The sequence below is a fragment of the Pseudoalteromonas sp. KJ63-1 genome (genome assembly GCF_055808145.1).
Genome location: NZ_JBVVRL010000002.1, coordinates 452806 through 469473 on the forward strand (window position 1 = coordinate 452806; position 16668 = coordinate 469473).

The following is a 16668-nucleotide window of genomic DNA, read 5'->3' on the forward strand; positions in this document are numbered from 1 at the left end:
GTAATGAGTTTCTCACAAAAATTTAAAAAAATAACCTACGCACTAACGTCTCGAACCGCTATTTTAATTATCGGTTTTTTAGCCTTATCATTATTAATTTGGTTCGGTGGTCCCCTAATTGCGATTGCAGATTATGTACCGCTAGCCGGTGTTGCAGCAAGACTACTAACTATTTTATTGATACTACTTGTTTTTTCTGTGACTAAAATTTATCGCCTTATGCAGCAAAGCAAACGTGATGAAAAAATGGCAGATGAGTTAATAGATAACAACGATGCAAATAGTAGTGAAGTTAACGAAGAAATAACCACCTTAAAAACCAGAATGAATGAAGCCATAGATTTACTCAAAGACGTAAAACTATTTAAAGGTAAAAATATATACCAATTACCTTGGTATATCATGATTGGTCCACCTGGCGCAGGTAAAACAACGGTTATTCATAATTCAGGCCTAGATTACCCATTAAAGGATAAGCTTGGAGTTGATTTAGTGCATGGTGTTGGTGGTACGCGCAATTGTGATTGGTGGTTTACCAATAAAGCGGTATTAATCGATACAGCTGGTCGTTACACAACGCAAAGTAGCCACGCTAAACACGACTCTAGAGCATGGGAAGGCTTTCTCGGGTTACTAAGAAAACATCGCCCATTACGCCCTATAAATGGGGTAATGATCAGTATGGGTATTTCTGAACTTATGAGTCAGACCAAAACTGAGCGAAACCTTCATGCACGAGCTATAAAACAACGCCTTCAAGAACTACAAAACCAGCTTGGTATGACATTTCCTGTCTATGTTATTTTTTCTAAAGTAGATTTAATTGAAGGATTCAGGGAGTTCTTTGGCGAACTTACAGAGGAAGAATGTGAACAAGTCTGGGGGATCACCTTTGAGCTTGATTTAGATAAAGATACTCAAGTCGATGCATTCAACAAAGAATTCCATGCTTTAATTTCTAAACTTACAGAGATGTTGAACCGCCGACTGATCAACGAGCGCAATGAAGCTATTCGAGCTAAAATCTTTGAATTCCCCAGACAGCTACGTGTGCTACAAGGGGTAGCTGATGACTTCTTAAAAGAGATTTTTACTCCTAACGCTTATGAAGAGTTACCTATGTTCAGAGGCGTGTATTTAACCAGCGCCACTCAAGAGGGTACCCCTTCAAGCTTTTTAAATGATGCTAGTGCAGGTAAAACCGATTATATAAACCAATCTAAAAGTTTTTTTATTAAAAATGTTTTAGAGAGCGTTATTTTTCCTGAGCAAAACTTAGCAAGTACTAACAAACACCATGACAAACAAAATAAGTGGCTTCGAGTTGCTAGTGTGTCACTTGCGTGTATTGCTTTGTTCGGTTTTTCAATTTCTTGGTATTTTAGCTTTGCTTGGAATAGCAACTTAATTGATGCCACAGATGAAGCAATTACCACCTACCAAGAATTAGATGCATCCTCTTTTGATAGAAATAATCTACTGGTACTAAATGACCGATTAAATGCATTGAGAAACTTGCCAGCAACCAATGCTCAGTTAATTGATCCTGAAGATGCATCTTCAGTTGGCTTTAATAAGCTTACTGAAATTAAAGAATCTTCTACTAATGCTTATAAACGTTCCTTACAAACCTATTTAGAGCCCTTCATTGCAAACACGTTAATAAAGGAAATGGAGGCTCATTCAGAACATCTGAGCTATCTATATGAAACGCTCAGATGCTACTTAATGTTATTTAAACCTGAATATTTTGAAAGTGAAGATATTTACGTTTGGTTTAGTGCATATTTAGATAGAAATTTGCCTGGTGATTTGAACATGCAGACGCGTAATGAGCTGATGAACCATATTGCTGCGTTGTTAAAAGAGGGCGTAACACAAACTGAAATAGATAATCAGGCGGTTCGAGTAGCTCGTGCAGAACTTACGAAACTACCGATTGCAGAAAGAGCATACCAACGACTTCAAGCTGATTTTCTTGATAGCAGTATTCCGCCTTTTAGATTAACCGATATTATTAGCTTTGAAAGTGCGCAAAAGTTTACGTTTCGTAATAATGGTGATCTAACGCGCAGTATTCCAGGTTTATACACTTTTAACGGTTTCCATGGCATTTTTAATATTGAAAAAGGGAAAATGCTTGGCAACTTAATGGCCAGTAGCTGGGTGTATGGCCAAGAAGCCTCAGGCACGTATGATATTTCTAAAGCAGAGATAGAAAAGAAGCTAGAGCAACGTTATTTTCAAGATTATATTTATTATTGGCAGTCGTTTTTAGATGACTTGAGTCTTAATCAGTACAGCTCACCTGCTGAGGGTGTGAACATTACTGATGTTTTAGCAGGCTCAGAAGCGCCAATAAAAAATATCATCAATGCAGTTAAAAAGAATGTTCAATTAACTAAGCTACCTATCTCTGAAAACCAAAAGGTCGCAGGGGATATTGCCGCGAATGCAGCTAAGGTTGCGATGCAAACGAAAGCAAATCGAATTAAACGCTTTTTACCTGACGAGGCGCCTAAGTTTGAGGTAGAGCTACCGGGCTATCAAGTCGAAGAGGCGTTTGAAGACATTATCGATATAGACATTCAGCAGCTTGATAATATTCAGAAAAACTTAAGAGAGTTGAATATTTATCTAACTAAACTTGATAGAGGCGACCAGCTTAAATACTCAATTAAAGATCAAATAAGTGGTAAGAGTAAACCGAGTTTTATTCGTCAATTAGAGTACCAAAGTAGTGATTTGCCATATCCGTTCAATAGTTGGTTACTTGATATAAGTAGAGATACTAGCAACATCACCAAAAATAGTGCCAACAGACATTTAAATGAAATTTGGAAAAGCAAAGTGTTGCGCGAGTATAACGCGGCAATTGTGGGGCGTTACCCATTTGCTCCGCAGGCTGAAAAAGAGGTAAGCATTAAAGACTTTACTCGCTTCTTTGGCCCTAATGGCACCATAGATAACTTTTTTAATAGCTATGTAGCTCCGAGTGTGGATATGAGCTCTAGCCCGTGGAAATTTGAAAAAGATATTGGTATTAGCAATAACACCTTAAAAATGTTTGAGCATGCTTTCAAAATTCAAACCGCATTTTTTGAACGTGGTAGTGATACCCCTCGAATTGAGTTTGGCTTACGTACTTTTAATTTAGATAAAACGGTATCTAGTTTAATGATTGAAATTGATGGCCAGTCAATGATTTATCGCCATGGTCCCCTTAAGGTTACAAATTTTGTATGGCCTGGCGCTAGTGGTCAAAGTAAAACCCGCGTTGTGTTTACACCACCAAACGGTGGACGTTCAATTAATACAACTTATCAAGGTGAGTGGTCACTTTATCGAATGCTAGATGAGCTAAGCGAAAAGCGCAGCAAAACACGTCAAGATCTAGAGTTACATTTCTCCTTGATGGGTAACAACGCAAAAGTAGAATTACTGCCTAGCTCAATCAGGCATCCGTTTTGGAACAGCAGTGTAGAGAAGTTTTCATGTCCGACCCGATTGTAGATATTGGTTATCTTGGCAAGGTTCCTTGTTTAGGCGACTTTGTTCAAGATAATGTAACTAAAGAGTTCTCAGAGCATTGGGAGCAATGGCTGCAAGCTGCCATCGCTGTGAGTAAAGAGCAACTTGGTGATGTTTGGCAAGAAAGCTACCTTACTGGCCCGGTTTGGCACTTTGCATTGAGCCCAAACATTGTTGGTGATACTGGCATTATGGGTACGTTATTACCCAGTATGGATGCAGTAGGAAGGCACTATCCACTCACTGTTACTCGTGCAACTCATATTGCTCCGGTTGATGTGCTTCATTCTGGTGTTTTTTCTCTAGAATACGAAGATGCTGTTCTTAAAGTACTTGATGGCTCCGTGGATTTGTTTTCTTGGCGAAAAGAACTGGCTAGTACACTAAGTGACGTTGCTGCAAATAAAAAGCAAGTAAGTTATGCCAATTCAAAAGATAAAAACAAACAAGCAATCGCTCTAGAGTTTTCAGGCACTGAGTTAAGCGACCATATTTTACAAGATGCCATGCATGCGATTTTACATAAAAAGTATGGTGATTACAGTGTTTGGTGGACTCATGGTTCTTGCAATATTAAGCCTATGGTACTGATCACGTCAGCTTTGCCGCCGGTTAATCAAGTAGCCGCTATGCTGGATGGACGTTGGAAGCATTGGGAATGGAATTACACACAGGTAAAGAATAGTGATTAGTAATTTAAGTACAAGTTATGCCATTACTCATAGAGGTGCAGTGAGGCAGCTTAATGAAGATGCGCACGTGGAAATTAACAGCCATAACTTATGGGTCGTGGCTGACGGAATGGGTGGGCATGAAGCGGGTGAAGTTGCTAGTCAATTAGTGGTTGATGTGATTAGAACTACCGTTGAAAAGCTAAGGCTAGAAGACTTGACCGTAAACCACATTATTAGCGCCATAGAAGATGCAAATAAGCAACTAACTCAATATAGCGCTGAATACTTAAGCAATAAAACAGCAGGCAGTACGGTAACCGCTTTGTTTGTTAAGAATGAGCGCTATTACATATTATGGGCTGGTGACAGCAGAGCTTACTTATTACGCAATGGTAAACTAACGCAAGTTTCTCGAGATCATAGTCAAGTTAATGACTTAATCGACGAGGGAATGATTTCTGTTGAAGAAGCTAAAAACCACCCATTATCTAACGTTATTACTCGTGCTGTTGGCGTAATGGATGAAGTGAAGGTGGATGTAATTGAGGGTGATATAAACAAGGGCGATATCTTTTTATTATGTTCAGATGGTCTTACCGGTGAATTATCAGATGAAGACATATGTTTGTCATTAGAGCCAAGTAGCATAATTGATTCAGGAATGGCTTTAATGCACTCCTCGTTAGTCAGAGGTGCTAAAGATAACGTAACTTGTATATTAGTAAAATATGATGATGTAGATGCCAATCAATCGATACAATCTTGTAATTTACAAGACGAGGCAACGATTCCATTGTTCACTAAGTAGCTGATTAAGCCTGTTTTAGTATATTTGAGAAAAAAGTTGTAAATATATCAGGAACAAAAAACTGTTATTTCAATTATTTACAAAATAACATTAGCCAGCTTATCGGCACAATGGTGCTGAAGCTTGTAATTTAATTTAAAGAATGTAATATTATCTCCGCTCTAAGCTTTAGAGAATATGGATAATATTTAGGACAATGGAATGTTTTTATTTGAAGAGTATATTTCCCCTATTTCAGATACTGAGTTTGCAGGTATTGATCCGCGCTCAGATGTCTCTCCAACGTCTACTTACTACGCCTTAAAAGATTTAAGAAACCAACTTCGTGCGGCTGAAAGAAATGCGCTAGTCGATGAAGAAGGAATTGCTTCGCTTTCTCGAGATTGGATTCCGCTACTTGAGCAATGTAGTGAGGCAATTAAAACCGAAAGTAAAGATATAGAATACCTAGCTTGGCTAATTGAAGGCTTATGCCGCGTTCATGGCTTTAAAGGCATTGCGTTTGGTTTTAGTGTTGCTAAGCACCTTTTGGAACATCATTTTGAGTCACTTTATCCAACACTTGATGACGGTGATGAAATTTCAGACAAAGTATCTGCATTAGTTGGCTTAAATGGCAGTGCTGGTGAAGGTACGTTAATTATTCCAATTAAAAGTATATACATGACAGACAGTGTCAGTATGGATCCTTTTTCTTTTTGGGAATATCAGCAAGGTTATGACATTTCACGTTTAAGTGATGAAAAACGCGAAAAGAAGATAACCCAAGGTGCCGTTGATTTTGAACAGCTTGAAAAAAGTGCAGCCGAAACCAGTACCGAGTTTTTTGTATCTTTAAAAAATGATATTGAAGATGCGATAGAAAAGTTTGCCGCTTTGAGTGAGGTTATGGATAAGGTGACGGGTGAGCCACAACCTACATCTAATATTAAACAAGCATTAGAAGTGAGCTTAGCTGCGGTAAATCATGTTGCAGCAGATAAACTTGAAGCAGCACAAATTGCATTAGATAAGGCAAATGCTGAGCCTGAAGAAGAAGTGGTTGAGGATGAGATAGAAGTAGACTCAGCGCAACCTAAAAAGCGTGTCAGTGATGAGATTGATTCGAGAGAAAACGCAATAAAAAAACTTCAAGAAATTGCGACATTTTTCAGAAAGACTGAACCTCATTCACCAATGTCTTACACGATAGAACAAGTTATTCGATGGAGCGAATTATCGCTACCTGAGTTATTAAATGAGTTAATTACAGATAGTGATGCTAGGACTGGATACTTTAAGTTGTCTGGCATTAAGATCAGCGAAACTGAAACATAGTAAAAGGAGTTCTCAATGAGTATCCATGATAAGTTAAAACGAGTTCGTAAACCAAGAGTACATATCACTTATGATGTGGAAACTGAGGGCGCGGCAGTAAAAAAAGAATTACCCTTTGTAGTAGGTGTAATGGGTGATTTTTCTGGTGATAACACAGAAGCACTTAAACCACTAAAAGATAGACGTTTTATTCAAATTGATCGTGATAACTTTAATGATGTTTTAAAACGTATGAGTCCTTCTCTGCGTTTAAAAGTAGACAATACATTAACGGATGATGGTTCTCAGTTTGAAGTTAACTTGAACTTTAAGTCGATTGACGATTTCGAGCCTGCTGCGGTTGTAAATCAAGTAGAGCCTTTACGCAAATTGATGGAAACGCGCAACAAGCTGCGTGACTTGATGACCAAGATTGACCGCTCAGAAGAGCTTGAAAATGTACTCGAAGAAGTATTAAGTAATACAGCAAGCTTAGACTCGATGGCTAAAGAACTTAACTTAGAGGAGACTGATAAATGAGCACTGAACAATTAGCAACAGAATCAGAATCGGTATCAGAAGTAAGTTCTTCACTATTAGAGCAAGCAATTGGCGCGACTAAACAAACAGAGTCGAGCCGTGCTGAAGAATTACTAAAAACATTAACAGAAGAAGCGTTAAAAGGCACAGTTCAATGGAATAAAAACATGACTGTGACGTTTAATGAAGCTATTCAGTTAATCGATCAAAAAATTTCAAAACAGCTAAGTGTGGTAATGCACTCGGATGAGTTTCAAAAGCTTGAAGGCTCATGGCGCGGTTTGCATCACTTAGTGATGAACTCTGAAACAAGTTCTACATTAAAAATTCGTGTTTTAAACATGAAGAAAAAAGAGCTTCATAAAGATTTAAGTAAAGCCGTTGAGTTTGATCAAAGCCAAACCTTCAAGAAAATTTACGAGTCTGAATTTGGTACCCCAGGTGGTGAACCATATGGCACTATCGTAGGTGACTTTGAATTTACTAATCACCCTGAAGATGTTGAAACATTGAGCTTAATGTCTAATGTGGCTGCAGCTGGATTCTGTCCATTTATTGCTGCCTCTTCACCGTCTTTATTCGGTTTTGATAATTGGGAAGAGCTTACTAAGCCACGCGATTTAGAAAAAGTATTTGAATCATTAGAATACACTAAATGGCGCTCATTTAGAGACAGCGATGATTCACGCTTTGTATCACTTACTATGCCGCGTTTCCTTTCGCGTTTACCTTATGGTGCTGCTTCTAAACCTGTTGAAGAGTTCAACTACGAAGAGTTTGAAGTTGAGCCAAAAGACGGTCGTTCAGTGAGCACTGATAATGGTGATTACTGTTGGAGTAATGCAGCATACGCTATGGCAACTAACATGACCGCTGCGTTTTCTCAATACGGTTTCTGTACTGCTATTCGTGGTGCAGAGGGTGGCGGTAAAGTGGAAGGCTTACCGACTCACATATTCACTAGTGATGATGGTGATCCAGATCTTAAGTGTCCAACAGAAATTGGCATTACAGATCGTCGTGAGGCAGAGTTAAGTCAGTTAGGCTTCTTACCTCTATGTCACTATAAAAATACTGATTATGCTGTTTTCTTTGGCGGTCAAAGCTGTCAAAAACCAAAAATTTACTCAACACCTGATGCTACGGCTAACGCTGCTATTTCAGCTCGTTTACCATACTTAATGGCAACTTCTCGCTTTGCGCATTACTTAAAAGTAATGGCACGCGATAAGATTGGTAGCTTTATGGAAGCTGAAGACGTTGAATCATGGTTAAACCGTTGGATTCTGTCATATGTAAATGCGACAGAGGGCGGTGGTCAAGACATCAGAGCACGTTACCCTCTTGCAGATGCAAAAGTATCTGTAAAAGAGATCCCAGGTCAACCTGGTGCCTACAACGCTGTTGCTTGGTTGAAACCTTGGTTACAAATGGAAGAATTAACGTCTTCTTTACGTCTTGTAGCTAAAATCCCAGAGATCGGTTAATAATACCGCTATCTCGCATTAAGGATGATGCAATAGAATGAATCACGAAGAGTTTTCATTTATAAATCAAGACTTCACTTTTCAACAAAAGTCACAGTCTCGAATTAGTGATAATGACGCTTTGCTCGATAGGTTTTTAAATGAAAAAAACCTAGATAAAGCGTTATTGTTATGGCTTGAAGGCTCTTCTGATTCTCCCCTTTCTTGGAATAAGGAGTCTTTAAGTCCTTATTTACAACGTGTAATTATTGAACTCGATCAGCTTATTTCATCGCAACTTAATCATATAATTCATGCAGATAGCTTTCAACGCTTAGAAGCTAGCTGGCGTAATCTATGGTGGTTATTGTTACAAACAGAGCAACAAGACAAAGAAAAAAAGTAAAAGTTAAATTGCTCAATTGTGATTGGTCAACGCTCTCTAAAGATGTGAATAAAGCGATTGATTTTGATCAAAGTATGTTTTTTCAGTTACTTTATCAAAACGAGTTTGACAGTGCCGGAGGCGAGCCTTTTGGTATTGTAATTGGTGATTACGAAATTAGTAATGGTTGCTCAGCAGGCACTATTTACAATGATATTGATACCATAAAAGAAGTATCAAGAACGGCAGCGGCAGCATTTTCTCCTTTTATATGTTCGGCATCGGCTAATTTATTTGGTGCTGATAGTTTTTCAGATTTAGGTTATTACTCTGATTTATTTAATCAGTTTGAACAACCTGAATATATAAAATGGCAAAGTTTTAGAAAAATGGAAGAAGCGCGCTTCATGGGGTTTACGTTGCCTCATGTGTTAGTTAGGCCGCCTTATGTTAATGATGGCAAGCGCCATCAAGATTTTTACTTCAAAGAACAAATAAAAAATCCAGAAACAGACATGTTGTGGGGCAGTGCAGCGTATCAGTTTGTATCAACAATAATTAGAGCTTACTGCGACAGCGGTTGGTTTGGTCACATTCGTGGTATAGAGCCAGGTAAAGTCTCTAAGGGATTAGTAACAGGGCTTGCTCGTGATAGCTTTGCGAACGATACCTATCAAAAAGAGGCAAAACCGCCACTTGATTTATTAGTAACCAGTAAGTTTGAAAAGCAATTTTCTGAGCTCGGTTTTATCCCAGCTTCTTCGGTTACAAATACGGAACATATCGTTTTTTACAGTAATGCATCAGTTCAAAAAACAAAAAATTACGACTCAAGTGCTGCCAATATCAATGCGCGCTTATCGTCTATGTTGCAATACATTTTATGTGTATCGCGCTTTGCGCACTATTTAAAATTATTAGCCCGAGATCGTGTCGGGTCTTACAGCACAGCACAGGCCTGTGAAAGAGACTTACAGGCGTGGATAAATAACTATACAACTGCGTCAGACTCCGCGTCTGAGCATATTAGAAGCAAATATCCACTGAGTAATGCAAAAATAAAAGTTAGTGAAAATAAAGCAAATCCGGGGCATTACTTTTCGGTTTTGCAGTTACAGCCCCACTTTCAGCTAGACCAAATGGTCTCGAGTATTAAGTTAATAACAGAGCTCAGTCCTCATCATAAAATAAAGGAATAATCATGAAAAAAATACACAGTTTAATTCGCGAGGGAAAACTTGCTGATGCTTTATTATGCTGCGCTACCGAGTTGCAAGATGAGCCTTTAAATTTTGACATTAGAAGTATTTATTCTGAATTACTTTGCATTAATGGCGAGCTTGAAAAAGCAGACAAACAACTCGACTTTATGGTGCAAAAGAACCCAGAGTTTGCTGTAGGTGCAGTTAACCTTAGGCATTTAATTCGTGCCCAGCAATCACGCGTAGATTTTTATCAAGGTAAAGGTATTCCTAAACTTTTTCATGAAGCTAATGAGCTAGATACCTTGTTTTTAAAAATGCATGTTGCTTTGCTTGAAGGTGAAACATCAGAAGCAGCTAGTCTTGCTCAACAAATGGAAGCGCTTCGTTTGGAGAGTGTTGAAGACGAGCAATCAGCAATTCGAGATTTAGATGATAGCTTAAGTCCTTATTTAGAAGTGCTAGGCACGAATGGCGAATTTTACCTGGCTAACTTTAATGAAATTGAAACATTAAAAGTAGAACCTGTAACATCATTATTAGAGGGTATTTGGTTACGCGTTGACATTACCATCAAAGACGGTCCATCAGGTACGGCTCACTTGCCACTAGTTTACGCAAACTCAAATACAGATCTTGAAAAGCTAGGCCAGGTATCTGATTGGGAAGAGCTGCAAGACGAATTTATCATAGGCAAAGGAATGAAAATGTTGTTTGTTAACGATGAAGCCATCACTGTTCCAAACCTTAAAATAAACGCCCTAGAAACAGCTGAGTAAGCATAGTAAATAATTATGATAGAGCATAAGCAGCAGCTTCAAGCATCCATTTTAGATAGGCTCATTGACGATGAACCAGACTTTCAGGATGCCCCATCTCGTACTGAGGGGATCAGCATTAGTGAGCTGAGAAAAAATGTGCGCAGAGACATAGAAGCGCTGCTAAATGCGCGAATTCAATGGCACACGTGGCCAGCACAATATGCAGAGTTAGCAACATCCTGCTTATCGTATGGTTTACCTGACTTTTCGAGTATGTCGGTGAGCTCTCACGAAGGGCGGGCACTGCTATGTGAAACCGTTAGAAATACAATTTTGAAATTTGAGCCTAGGTTCATTGAAGTTGAGGTATTTACTGACGATGAAGTACCCGTAAATAGAGTATTAAACTTGCGAATAAACGCTTTACTATATGCAGATCCAGAGCCTGAGTTTATTAGCTTTGACTCAGAAGTTGAGCCTGTGAACTTAGGGATGAAGATTATTGAGGCTTCTTTATGAACGATGAATTATTAAAATATTACAATCGTGAATTGGCGTTTGTTCGTCATATGGGTAAAGACTTCTCTGAAAAATACCCTAAAGTTGCCGGGCGATTAAAGCTAAGCGATGATCATATTGAAGACCCTCATGTATCAAGGTTAATTGAATCGTTCGCATTTTTAACGGCTAATATTAGGCAAAAGTTAGATGATAGCTTTCCTGAGCTTACTGATGCTCTATTAGGGCAAATGTTACCTGACTATCAAGCGCCTATTCCTTCAATGTCGGTGGTTAAATTAGAGGCTGAAAACCTCTCAACAACGGGCGTGGTCATTCCAAGAGCGAGTGAAGTTGAAACCAATGTTGAGTCAATGAAGCAATGTAAGTTTCAAACCTGTTATGAAACTTACTTATGGCCTGTTGAAATTACCAGTGCGCAATTTGATAACAGTCCTTTCGTGGCACCAAAACCACGTTGGCATGAAAAAGCAAAGTCAATTTTCAAACTTGAGCTAACCGGTGAATATCCGGGTGTATCACTGGCTGAAACCGGGCTGGAAAAATTACGATTATTTATAAATGGTCAATGGCATCATACGCTTAAAGTGTATGAATTATTGTTTAAGCACGCTATTGGTATTGCTTTTGATAATGGTGATGAGGGAATAAAGTACCTTTCTAAAACTCAACTTAAAGCGGTTGGCTTTGATGCAAATGAAGCGGTTGTACCGTATTCGCAGCGATCAAGTGCCGGCTATCGCTTACTCGTCGAAAACTTTACCTTTCCTGAAAAGTTTCGTTTTTTTGAACTTGAAAATATTCACTCATCGTTGCCTAAAAATTCTAATAAATGCACTGTGTATATTTATCTTGATGCGGAATCTTCAGAGCTTGAAAAGCAAGTAGACAAAGACATGTTCTTGATGGGGTGTACGCCCATAATTAATATGTTTGAACAAGAGCTAGAGCCTATTCGCCCTGAGCTGAGCGAATACGAATACCAATTAACGCCGCGTTATATGGACTCTGAGATTTCAGAAGTAATTGGTATTTCAGAAGTAATTGCCTTTGATCATAAGGGAAATAAACAAATAGTTTGTCCGTTTTATGGACAAACTCATCCACGATATCAAGGCCATGATGATTTGTTTTGGCACATCCGCAGAGAAACCGCCTCATGGGCCGGTGGCTATGTTGAGTCAGGCACCGAATCGTTTCTATCATTGGTAGATGCACGATTTGAAAATAGTGCTATGGATTATGCTGAAGGGAACACGGTCCTAACCGTACGTGCTAATTGCAGTAATCGAAACCTCCCTGCAAGCATGCCTTTTGGAGACGACGAGCTAGGCTTATTGATGCCAGAACGCGGCGATGTAATTAAAAAAATTAGGTGTTTAATTCCATTTACTCATGCCGTTAGACCAATATTAGCCGATGCAACTCGTTGGCAATTAGTTAATCATTTAACACTCGACGCGTTTAGTGGAGATGATGCGTGCAACAAGCTAAAAGAAGTGCTACGCCTTTATGACTTTAGAGCATCTCCACAGACAAAAGGCCTTATTGATAATATTTACCGTGTGGCTGTAGAACCTGCAACGGCTCGTGTTGTGCAAAAAGGACGAGTAAGCTTTGCGACAGGTAGTGAAATTGAAATTACCTTCGCCAATGATGACTTTTCAGGAAGTGGCATGTTTTTCTTTGCTTCTATCCTCGATCATTTCTTTGCGCAATTTGCAGCAATTAATAGCTTTACTCGCGTTAGTTTAAGGCTAAAAGAACAAGAGCAAGTGTATTACCAATGGCCTGCGCGAGTTGGGGAAAGCCCGTTAATATGATCCAACATATTATTTCTCAAGCGTCACAAGTTGACTTTTATAAAGCGGTTTTCATTATTGAAAACCAGCTGAAAAAGCATGGATTGGAGTATCGCTACGTAGGGTATGACAGTAGTCCAAAGCAAGAGTTAATTAAGTTTACCGCAACTCAAAAATTTGGTTACCCAGGTAACGCTATCACAAAATTAGAACAAGCAAGCTTTGAAGATGGCTTACATAAAGTCAACATGCAGATCTCTTTTATGGGATTAACGGGTTGCTCGGGCGCTTTGCCTCAATTTTATAGCGAACTGGTGATGCAGCGTCTTCGCTATAAAGATACAACTATGCGCGACTTTTACGACATGTTTAATCACCGTTTGGTGTCTTTATATTATCGAGCGTGGAAAAAATATAAACCGTCTTTAAATCATGTAAATAAAGATAAAAACAAAGACCCATACACGCAAATATTAGGGCTTTTAAGCGGCGGTTATGATGAACATCAGTTGCACTTTTCAGGCCTTTATAGCCGAAAAATTCGCAATGCTTTTGACTTAAAAAGTGTACTGAGCTCATATCTTGGCTGTGATGTTGTCATTAAACAAATGATAGGTAAGTGGCACGATTTGAAGCCACAAGAGCAAACATGTTTAGCAAGTGAACGCCTTTATGAGGGACAACATGCCCGCTTAGGTGTTGATACGGTAATTGGTAAAAAGATATGGGATATTTCTTCTAATATCGAGATCCATATCAGTACCCGCGATTTTGATAAAGCAAAATCCTTGTTACCTAAAGGCAAGTTATTTGAATTAGCTAAAAAAATTGTCAAAGACTATGCCGGCAATGCTATTTCATTTCGACTTGTAATTGAATCAGATTTTCAACAACTTGATGCGGTGCAGCTGTCAAAAAGTGAATGCCAACTAGGCGCAAATAGCTTTTTAATGGCGAGTAAAAACACCCCTAAATTTAACCCTACTAAGTTATCGTTTAAAGGATAATTAAAATTAAAAGGAACAGTGTATGTCAACGATGACATTAAATAAATTAGTTGAGAAACTAAGTCCAGATTGTAGAAAGAGCTTAGAAGCAGCGGTCGCAATTTGTAATAGCCGCAGCCATTTTACGGTTGAATTAGAGCATTGGTTGTTAGCTATGATTGAGCAGCAACTAGACGATGTTAGACTCATATTCGGTGCTTTCGATATTGATATTGATCAGGTAAAGCAAGATTTAAATCAATCATTAGAGTCATTTAAAACAGGCAGTGATTCGTCGCCTAGTCTGTCGGTGCATGTTACTACTTTACTTAGACAGTCATGGCTAAGCACCAGTATAGAATTTACTGATGAGCAAATCCGAAGTGCTTACGTTATTTACACGCTCACAAAAGACGATACCTTGTCTAGTTTAGTAACGCGTTGTAGCAAGCTTTTCAATAATATAGAACCTGGACAACTACTACATGCATGGCCTGAAATTGTTGCCCAATCACAAGAACGTAATACCACCACTGCAAGTGCTACAACACCTGCAAATGGTTCATCTAAAACACCAACCTTAGATCAATTTACCGTAGATTTAACCGCTCAAGCAAAAGCGGGAAAAATAGACCCAATTTTAGGCCGTGATTTCGAAATACGTCAGATGGTAGATATTTTAACCAGACGTCGTCAAAACAATCCAATCTTAACCGGTGAAGCGGGTGTAGGTAAAACCGCTGTGGTTGAAGGACTTGCCCTAAGGATTGCTCAAAAAGACGTACCTGCAGTATTACAAAACGTTAAGTTGCACAGCCTAGATTTGGCTTTGCTGCAAGCAGGTGCGGGCATGAAAGGTGAATTTGAAAATCGTTTGAAGTCGCTAATTAATGAAGTTAAAAACGCTGTTGATCCTGTGATTCTTTTCATAGATGAAGCTCACACTATGATTGGTAGTGGCGGACAAGCGGGTCAAAATGATGCTGCCAATTTACTTAAGCCTGCTCTAGCAAGAGGGGAGTTACGCACTATTGCTGCAACAACGTGGGCTGAATATAAAAAGTTTTTTGAAAAAGATGCTGCGCTAACACGTCGCTTCCAAGTGGTTAAAGTTGAAGAGCCAACACCAGAAAAAGCGGTTGCTATGCTGCGTGGTTTAGTTCCTGTGATGGAAAAACATCATAAAGTGTTTATTTCAGAGCAAGCACTTGAAAGTGCAGTGCATCTATCGCACAGGTACATTACTGCTAGGCAACTACCCGATAAAGCAGTTGCATTGTTAGATACGGCATGTGCTCGTGTTGCTATGAGCCAAGCATCGACACCTAATGCGATTGAGCAGTTAATTAACAGGCTTAGTGAAATTGAAGCGCAAGTTTTAATGCTGAATCGTGAGCAAAAAACTGGTTTAGATCACAGCGAACAATTATCAGCACTTAAATCTGAACTAGTTGAGATTGAACAGCAACTGGAACCATTAAATGAGCAGTTCAATGTTGAGAAGGATATAGTTGCCGAGTTAAACCAAGCGCTAGAATCGATTAACACCAATGATGCAGACTCTTCTGCTGAAGTACTTGAGCAGTTAAAAGAAAGCAAGCTTAAGCTAGCCTCGTACGAACATAATATGGTGCATTGGCAAGTTGATGAAGAGTTGATTGCACAGGTTATTTCTGATTGGACTGGTATTCCTGTTGGTAAAATGCATGAAGATGAAATTCATGGCATTTTAAATTTAGCTGAGCAAATGAAACAACGCGTAGTTGGCCAAGATCATGCGCTTGAACTTATGGCTAAAGTGGTACAAACCTCCCGTGCTCAGCTAGCAGACGAGAGTCGCCCTAATGGTATATTTATGCTGGCAGGCCCAAGCGGTGTTGGTAAAACAGAGACCGCGCTTTCACTAGCACAAGAAGTGTATGGCAGTGAAGATAACGTAACAGTTATTAACATGTCTGAGTTTAAAGAAGAGCATAAAGTGTCATTACTACTTGGCTCACCTCCAGGTTATGTTGGTTATGGTGAAGGCGGTATTTTAACCGAAGCAGTAAGAAGAAAACCATACAGTGTAGTGCTACTTGATGAAATGGAAAAAGCCCATCCAGGCGTGCAAGATATTTTCTATCAAGTATTCGATAAAGGCACCATAAAAGACGGTGAAGGCCGAGACATCGACTTTAAAAACACCATCATTATTATGACCTCAAATGTGGGTACTGATACCACAATGAGCTTATTTGAAGATGAAGAAAGTAAGCCGAGTATTAAAGGTTTATTAAAAGCATTACAAGATGATTTATTAGGCGCATTTAAACCCGCATTTTTAGGGCGCATTAATGTTATTCCTTATATTCCGTTAAGTGATGAAATTCTGACCCAAATTGCAGCGCTGCAAATTAGCAAAATTATTAAGCGTGTTAAAAAGCATTATGATGCGCAATTAACGTATAACGATGACGTGATTGAGCACATTATTGCTAATTGTCAAAATGCCGGTTCGGGTGCAAGAAATATTCACACCATATTACAGAATAAAGTACTACCACTATTGTCTGAAATTTTGCTTTCGAGCATGGTTGATGGTGAAAAGGTGACATCTATCTCATTGTTAATTAAGGATAATGAGTTTGATATTGAGCTAACTAAAGTTAATTTAAAATAACCTGTTTTTATGGTTGTTTCTTTAGTTTTAGAGCAT

The 16668-nt window shown here is 38.9% G+C and carries 13 protein-coding genes; all 13 read left to right on the plus strand.

The features are described 5' to 3' along the window. The first annotated feature begins 3 nt into the window (after nucleotides 1–3). The 13 genes from tssM to tssH all read left to right on the plus strand — a co-directional run bounded on the left by tssM (nucleotide 4) and on the right by tssH (nucleotide 16632). Complete coding sequence (gene tssM / locus AC0L7Q_RS18450) at nucleotides 4–3513, plus strand: type VI secretion system membrane subunit TssM (RefSeq protein ID WP_413403549.1); 3510 nt, start codon at nucleotides 4–6, stop codon at nucleotides 3511–3513. Continuing rightward, nucleotides 3495–4223 carry a type VI secretion system-associated protein TagF gene (tagF, locus tag AC0L7Q_RS18455; protein WP_138605849.1) on the plus strand — a complete coding sequence of 243 codons (729 nt, stop codon included), beginning with the start codon at nucleotides 3495–3497 and terminating at the stop codon, nucleotides 4221–4223. The genes tssM and tagF overlap by 19 nt, the downstream gene beginning before the upstream one ends. Then, entirely contained in the window at nucleotides 4216–5013 is a 798-nt protein-coding gene (locus AC0L7Q_RS18460; RefSeq protein ID WP_413403551.1) for a PP2C family protein-serine/threonine phosphatase, read from the plus strand. Before tagF ends, AC0L7Q_RS18460 begins: the two co-directional genes overlap by 8 nt. Nucleotides 5014–5214: 201 nt before the next feature. After that, the gene (gene tssA, locus AC0L7Q_RS18465) at nucleotides 5215–6330 is read left to right on the plus strand and encodes a type VI secretion system protein TssA (protein WP_413403553.1); all 1116 of its coding nucleotides are present in this window, start codon (nucleotides 5215–5217) and stop codon (nucleotides 6328–6330) included. Nucleotides 6331–6345: 15 nt separating this feature from the next. Continuing rightward, a complete protein-coding gene (gene tssB / locus AC0L7Q_RS18470) occupies nucleotides 6346–6849 on the plus strand; it encodes a type VI secretion system contractile sheath small subunit (protein ID WP_010389380.1) in 504 nt (167 codons plus the stop codon). Beyond that, entirely contained in the window at nucleotides 6846–8336 is a 1491-nt protein-coding gene (gene tssC / locus AC0L7Q_RS18475) for a type VI secretion system contractile sheath large subunit (protein ID WP_010389377.1), read from the plus strand. Before tssB ends, tssC (AC0L7Q_RS18475) begins: the two co-directional genes overlap by 4 nt. Nucleotides 8337–8373: 37 nt before the next feature. Beyond that, nucleotides 8374–8721, plus strand: a complete 348-nt coding sequence (locus AC0L7Q_RS18480; RefSeq protein WP_418157358.1) for a type VI secretion system contractile sheath domain-containing protein — start codon at nucleotides 8374–8376, stop codon at nucleotides 8719–8721. Beyond that, nucleotides 8673–9899 carry a type VI secretion system contractile sheath large subunit gene (gene tssC, locus AC0L7Q_RS18485; RefSeq protein WP_418157359.1) on the plus strand — a complete coding sequence of 409 codons (1227 nt, stop codon included), beginning with the start codon at nucleotides 8673–8675 and terminating at the stop codon, nucleotides 9897–9899. Before AC0L7Q_RS18480 ends, tssC (AC0L7Q_RS18485) begins: the two co-directional genes overlap by 49 nt. Before the next feature lie 2 nt (nucleotides 9900–9901). Then, a complete protein-coding gene (locus tag AC0L7Q_RS18490) occupies nucleotides 9902–10681 on the plus strand; it encodes a type VI secretion system accessory protein TagJ (RefSeq protein WP_413403556.1) in 780 nt (259 codons plus the stop codon). 15 nt (nucleotides 10682–10696) lie between these two features. Continuing rightward, a complete protein-coding gene (gene tssE, locus AC0L7Q_RS18495) occupies nucleotides 10697–11182 on the plus strand; it encodes a type VI secretion system baseplate subunit TssE (RefSeq protein ID WP_010389371.1) in 486 nt (161 codons plus the stop codon). After that, entirely contained in the window at nucleotides 11179–13005 is a 1827-nt protein-coding gene (tssF, locus tag AC0L7Q_RS18500; protein WP_413403558.1) for a type VI secretion system baseplate subunit TssF, read from the plus strand. Before tssE ends, tssF begins: the two co-directional genes overlap by 4 nt. Further along, on the plus strand, nucleotides 13002–13991 hold the full coding sequence (gene tssG / locus AC0L7Q_RS18505) for a type VI secretion system baseplate subunit TssG (RefSeq protein ID WP_010389368.1): 990 nt from the start codon (nucleotides 13002–13004) through the stop codon (nucleotides 13989–13991). The genes tssF and tssG overlap by 4 nt, the downstream gene beginning before the upstream one ends. A gap of 22 nt (nucleotides 13992–14013) precedes the next feature. Then, a complete protein-coding gene (tssH, locus tag AC0L7Q_RS18510; RefSeq protein WP_413403560.1) occupies nucleotides 14014–16632 on the plus strand; it encodes a type VI secretion system ATPase TssH in 2619 nt (872 codons plus the stop codon). Nucleotides 16633–16668 lie beyond the last annotated feature (36 nt).

Bases quoted from the DNA above. Each gene is read 5' to 3' on its own strand.
- AC0L7Q_RS18490 (WP_413403556.1), top strand. From the start codon at position 9,902: ATGAAAAAAATACACAGTTTAATTCGCGAGGGAAAACTTGCTGATGCT.
- tssF (WP_413403558.1), top strand. From the start codon at position 11,179: ATGAACGATGAATTATTAAAATATTACAATCGTGAATTGGCGTTTGTT.
- tagF (WP_138605849.1), top strand. From the start codon at position 3,495: ATGTCCGACCCGATTGTAGATATTGGTTATCTTGGCAAGGTTCCTTGT.
- tssC (WP_010389377.1), top strand. From the start codon at position 6,846: ATGAGCACTGAACAATTAGCAACAGAATCAGAATCGGTATCAGAAGTA.
- tssE (WP_010389371.1), top strand. From the start codon at position 10,697: ATGATAGAGCATAAGCAGCAGCTTCAAGCATCCATTTTAGATAGGCTC.
- tssB (WP_010389380.1), top strand. From the start codon at position 6,346: ATGAGTATCCATGATAAGTTAAAACGAGTTCGTAAACCAAGAGTACAT.
- tssH (WP_413403560.1), top strand. From the start codon at position 14,014: ATGTCAACGATGACATTAAATAAATTAGTTGAGAAACTAAGTCCAGAT.
- AC0L7Q_RS18480 (WP_418157358.1), top strand. From the start codon at position 8,374: ATGAATCACGAAGAGTTTTCATTTATAAATCAAGACTTCACTTTTCAA.
- tssG (WP_010389368.1), top strand. From the start codon at position 13,002: ATGATCCAACATATTATTTCTCAAGCGTCACAAGTTGACTTTTATAAA.
- tssA (WP_413403553.1), top strand. From the start codon at position 5,215: ATGTTTTTATTTGAAGAGTATATTTCCCCTATTTCAGATACTGAGTTT.
- tssC (WP_418157359.1), top strand. From the start codon at position 8,673: ATGGTGGTTATTGTTACAAACAGAGCAACAAGACAAAGAAAAAAAGTA.
- tssM (WP_413403549.1), top strand. From the start codon at position 4: ATGAGTTTCTCACAAAAATTTAAAAAAATAACCTACGCACTAACGTCT.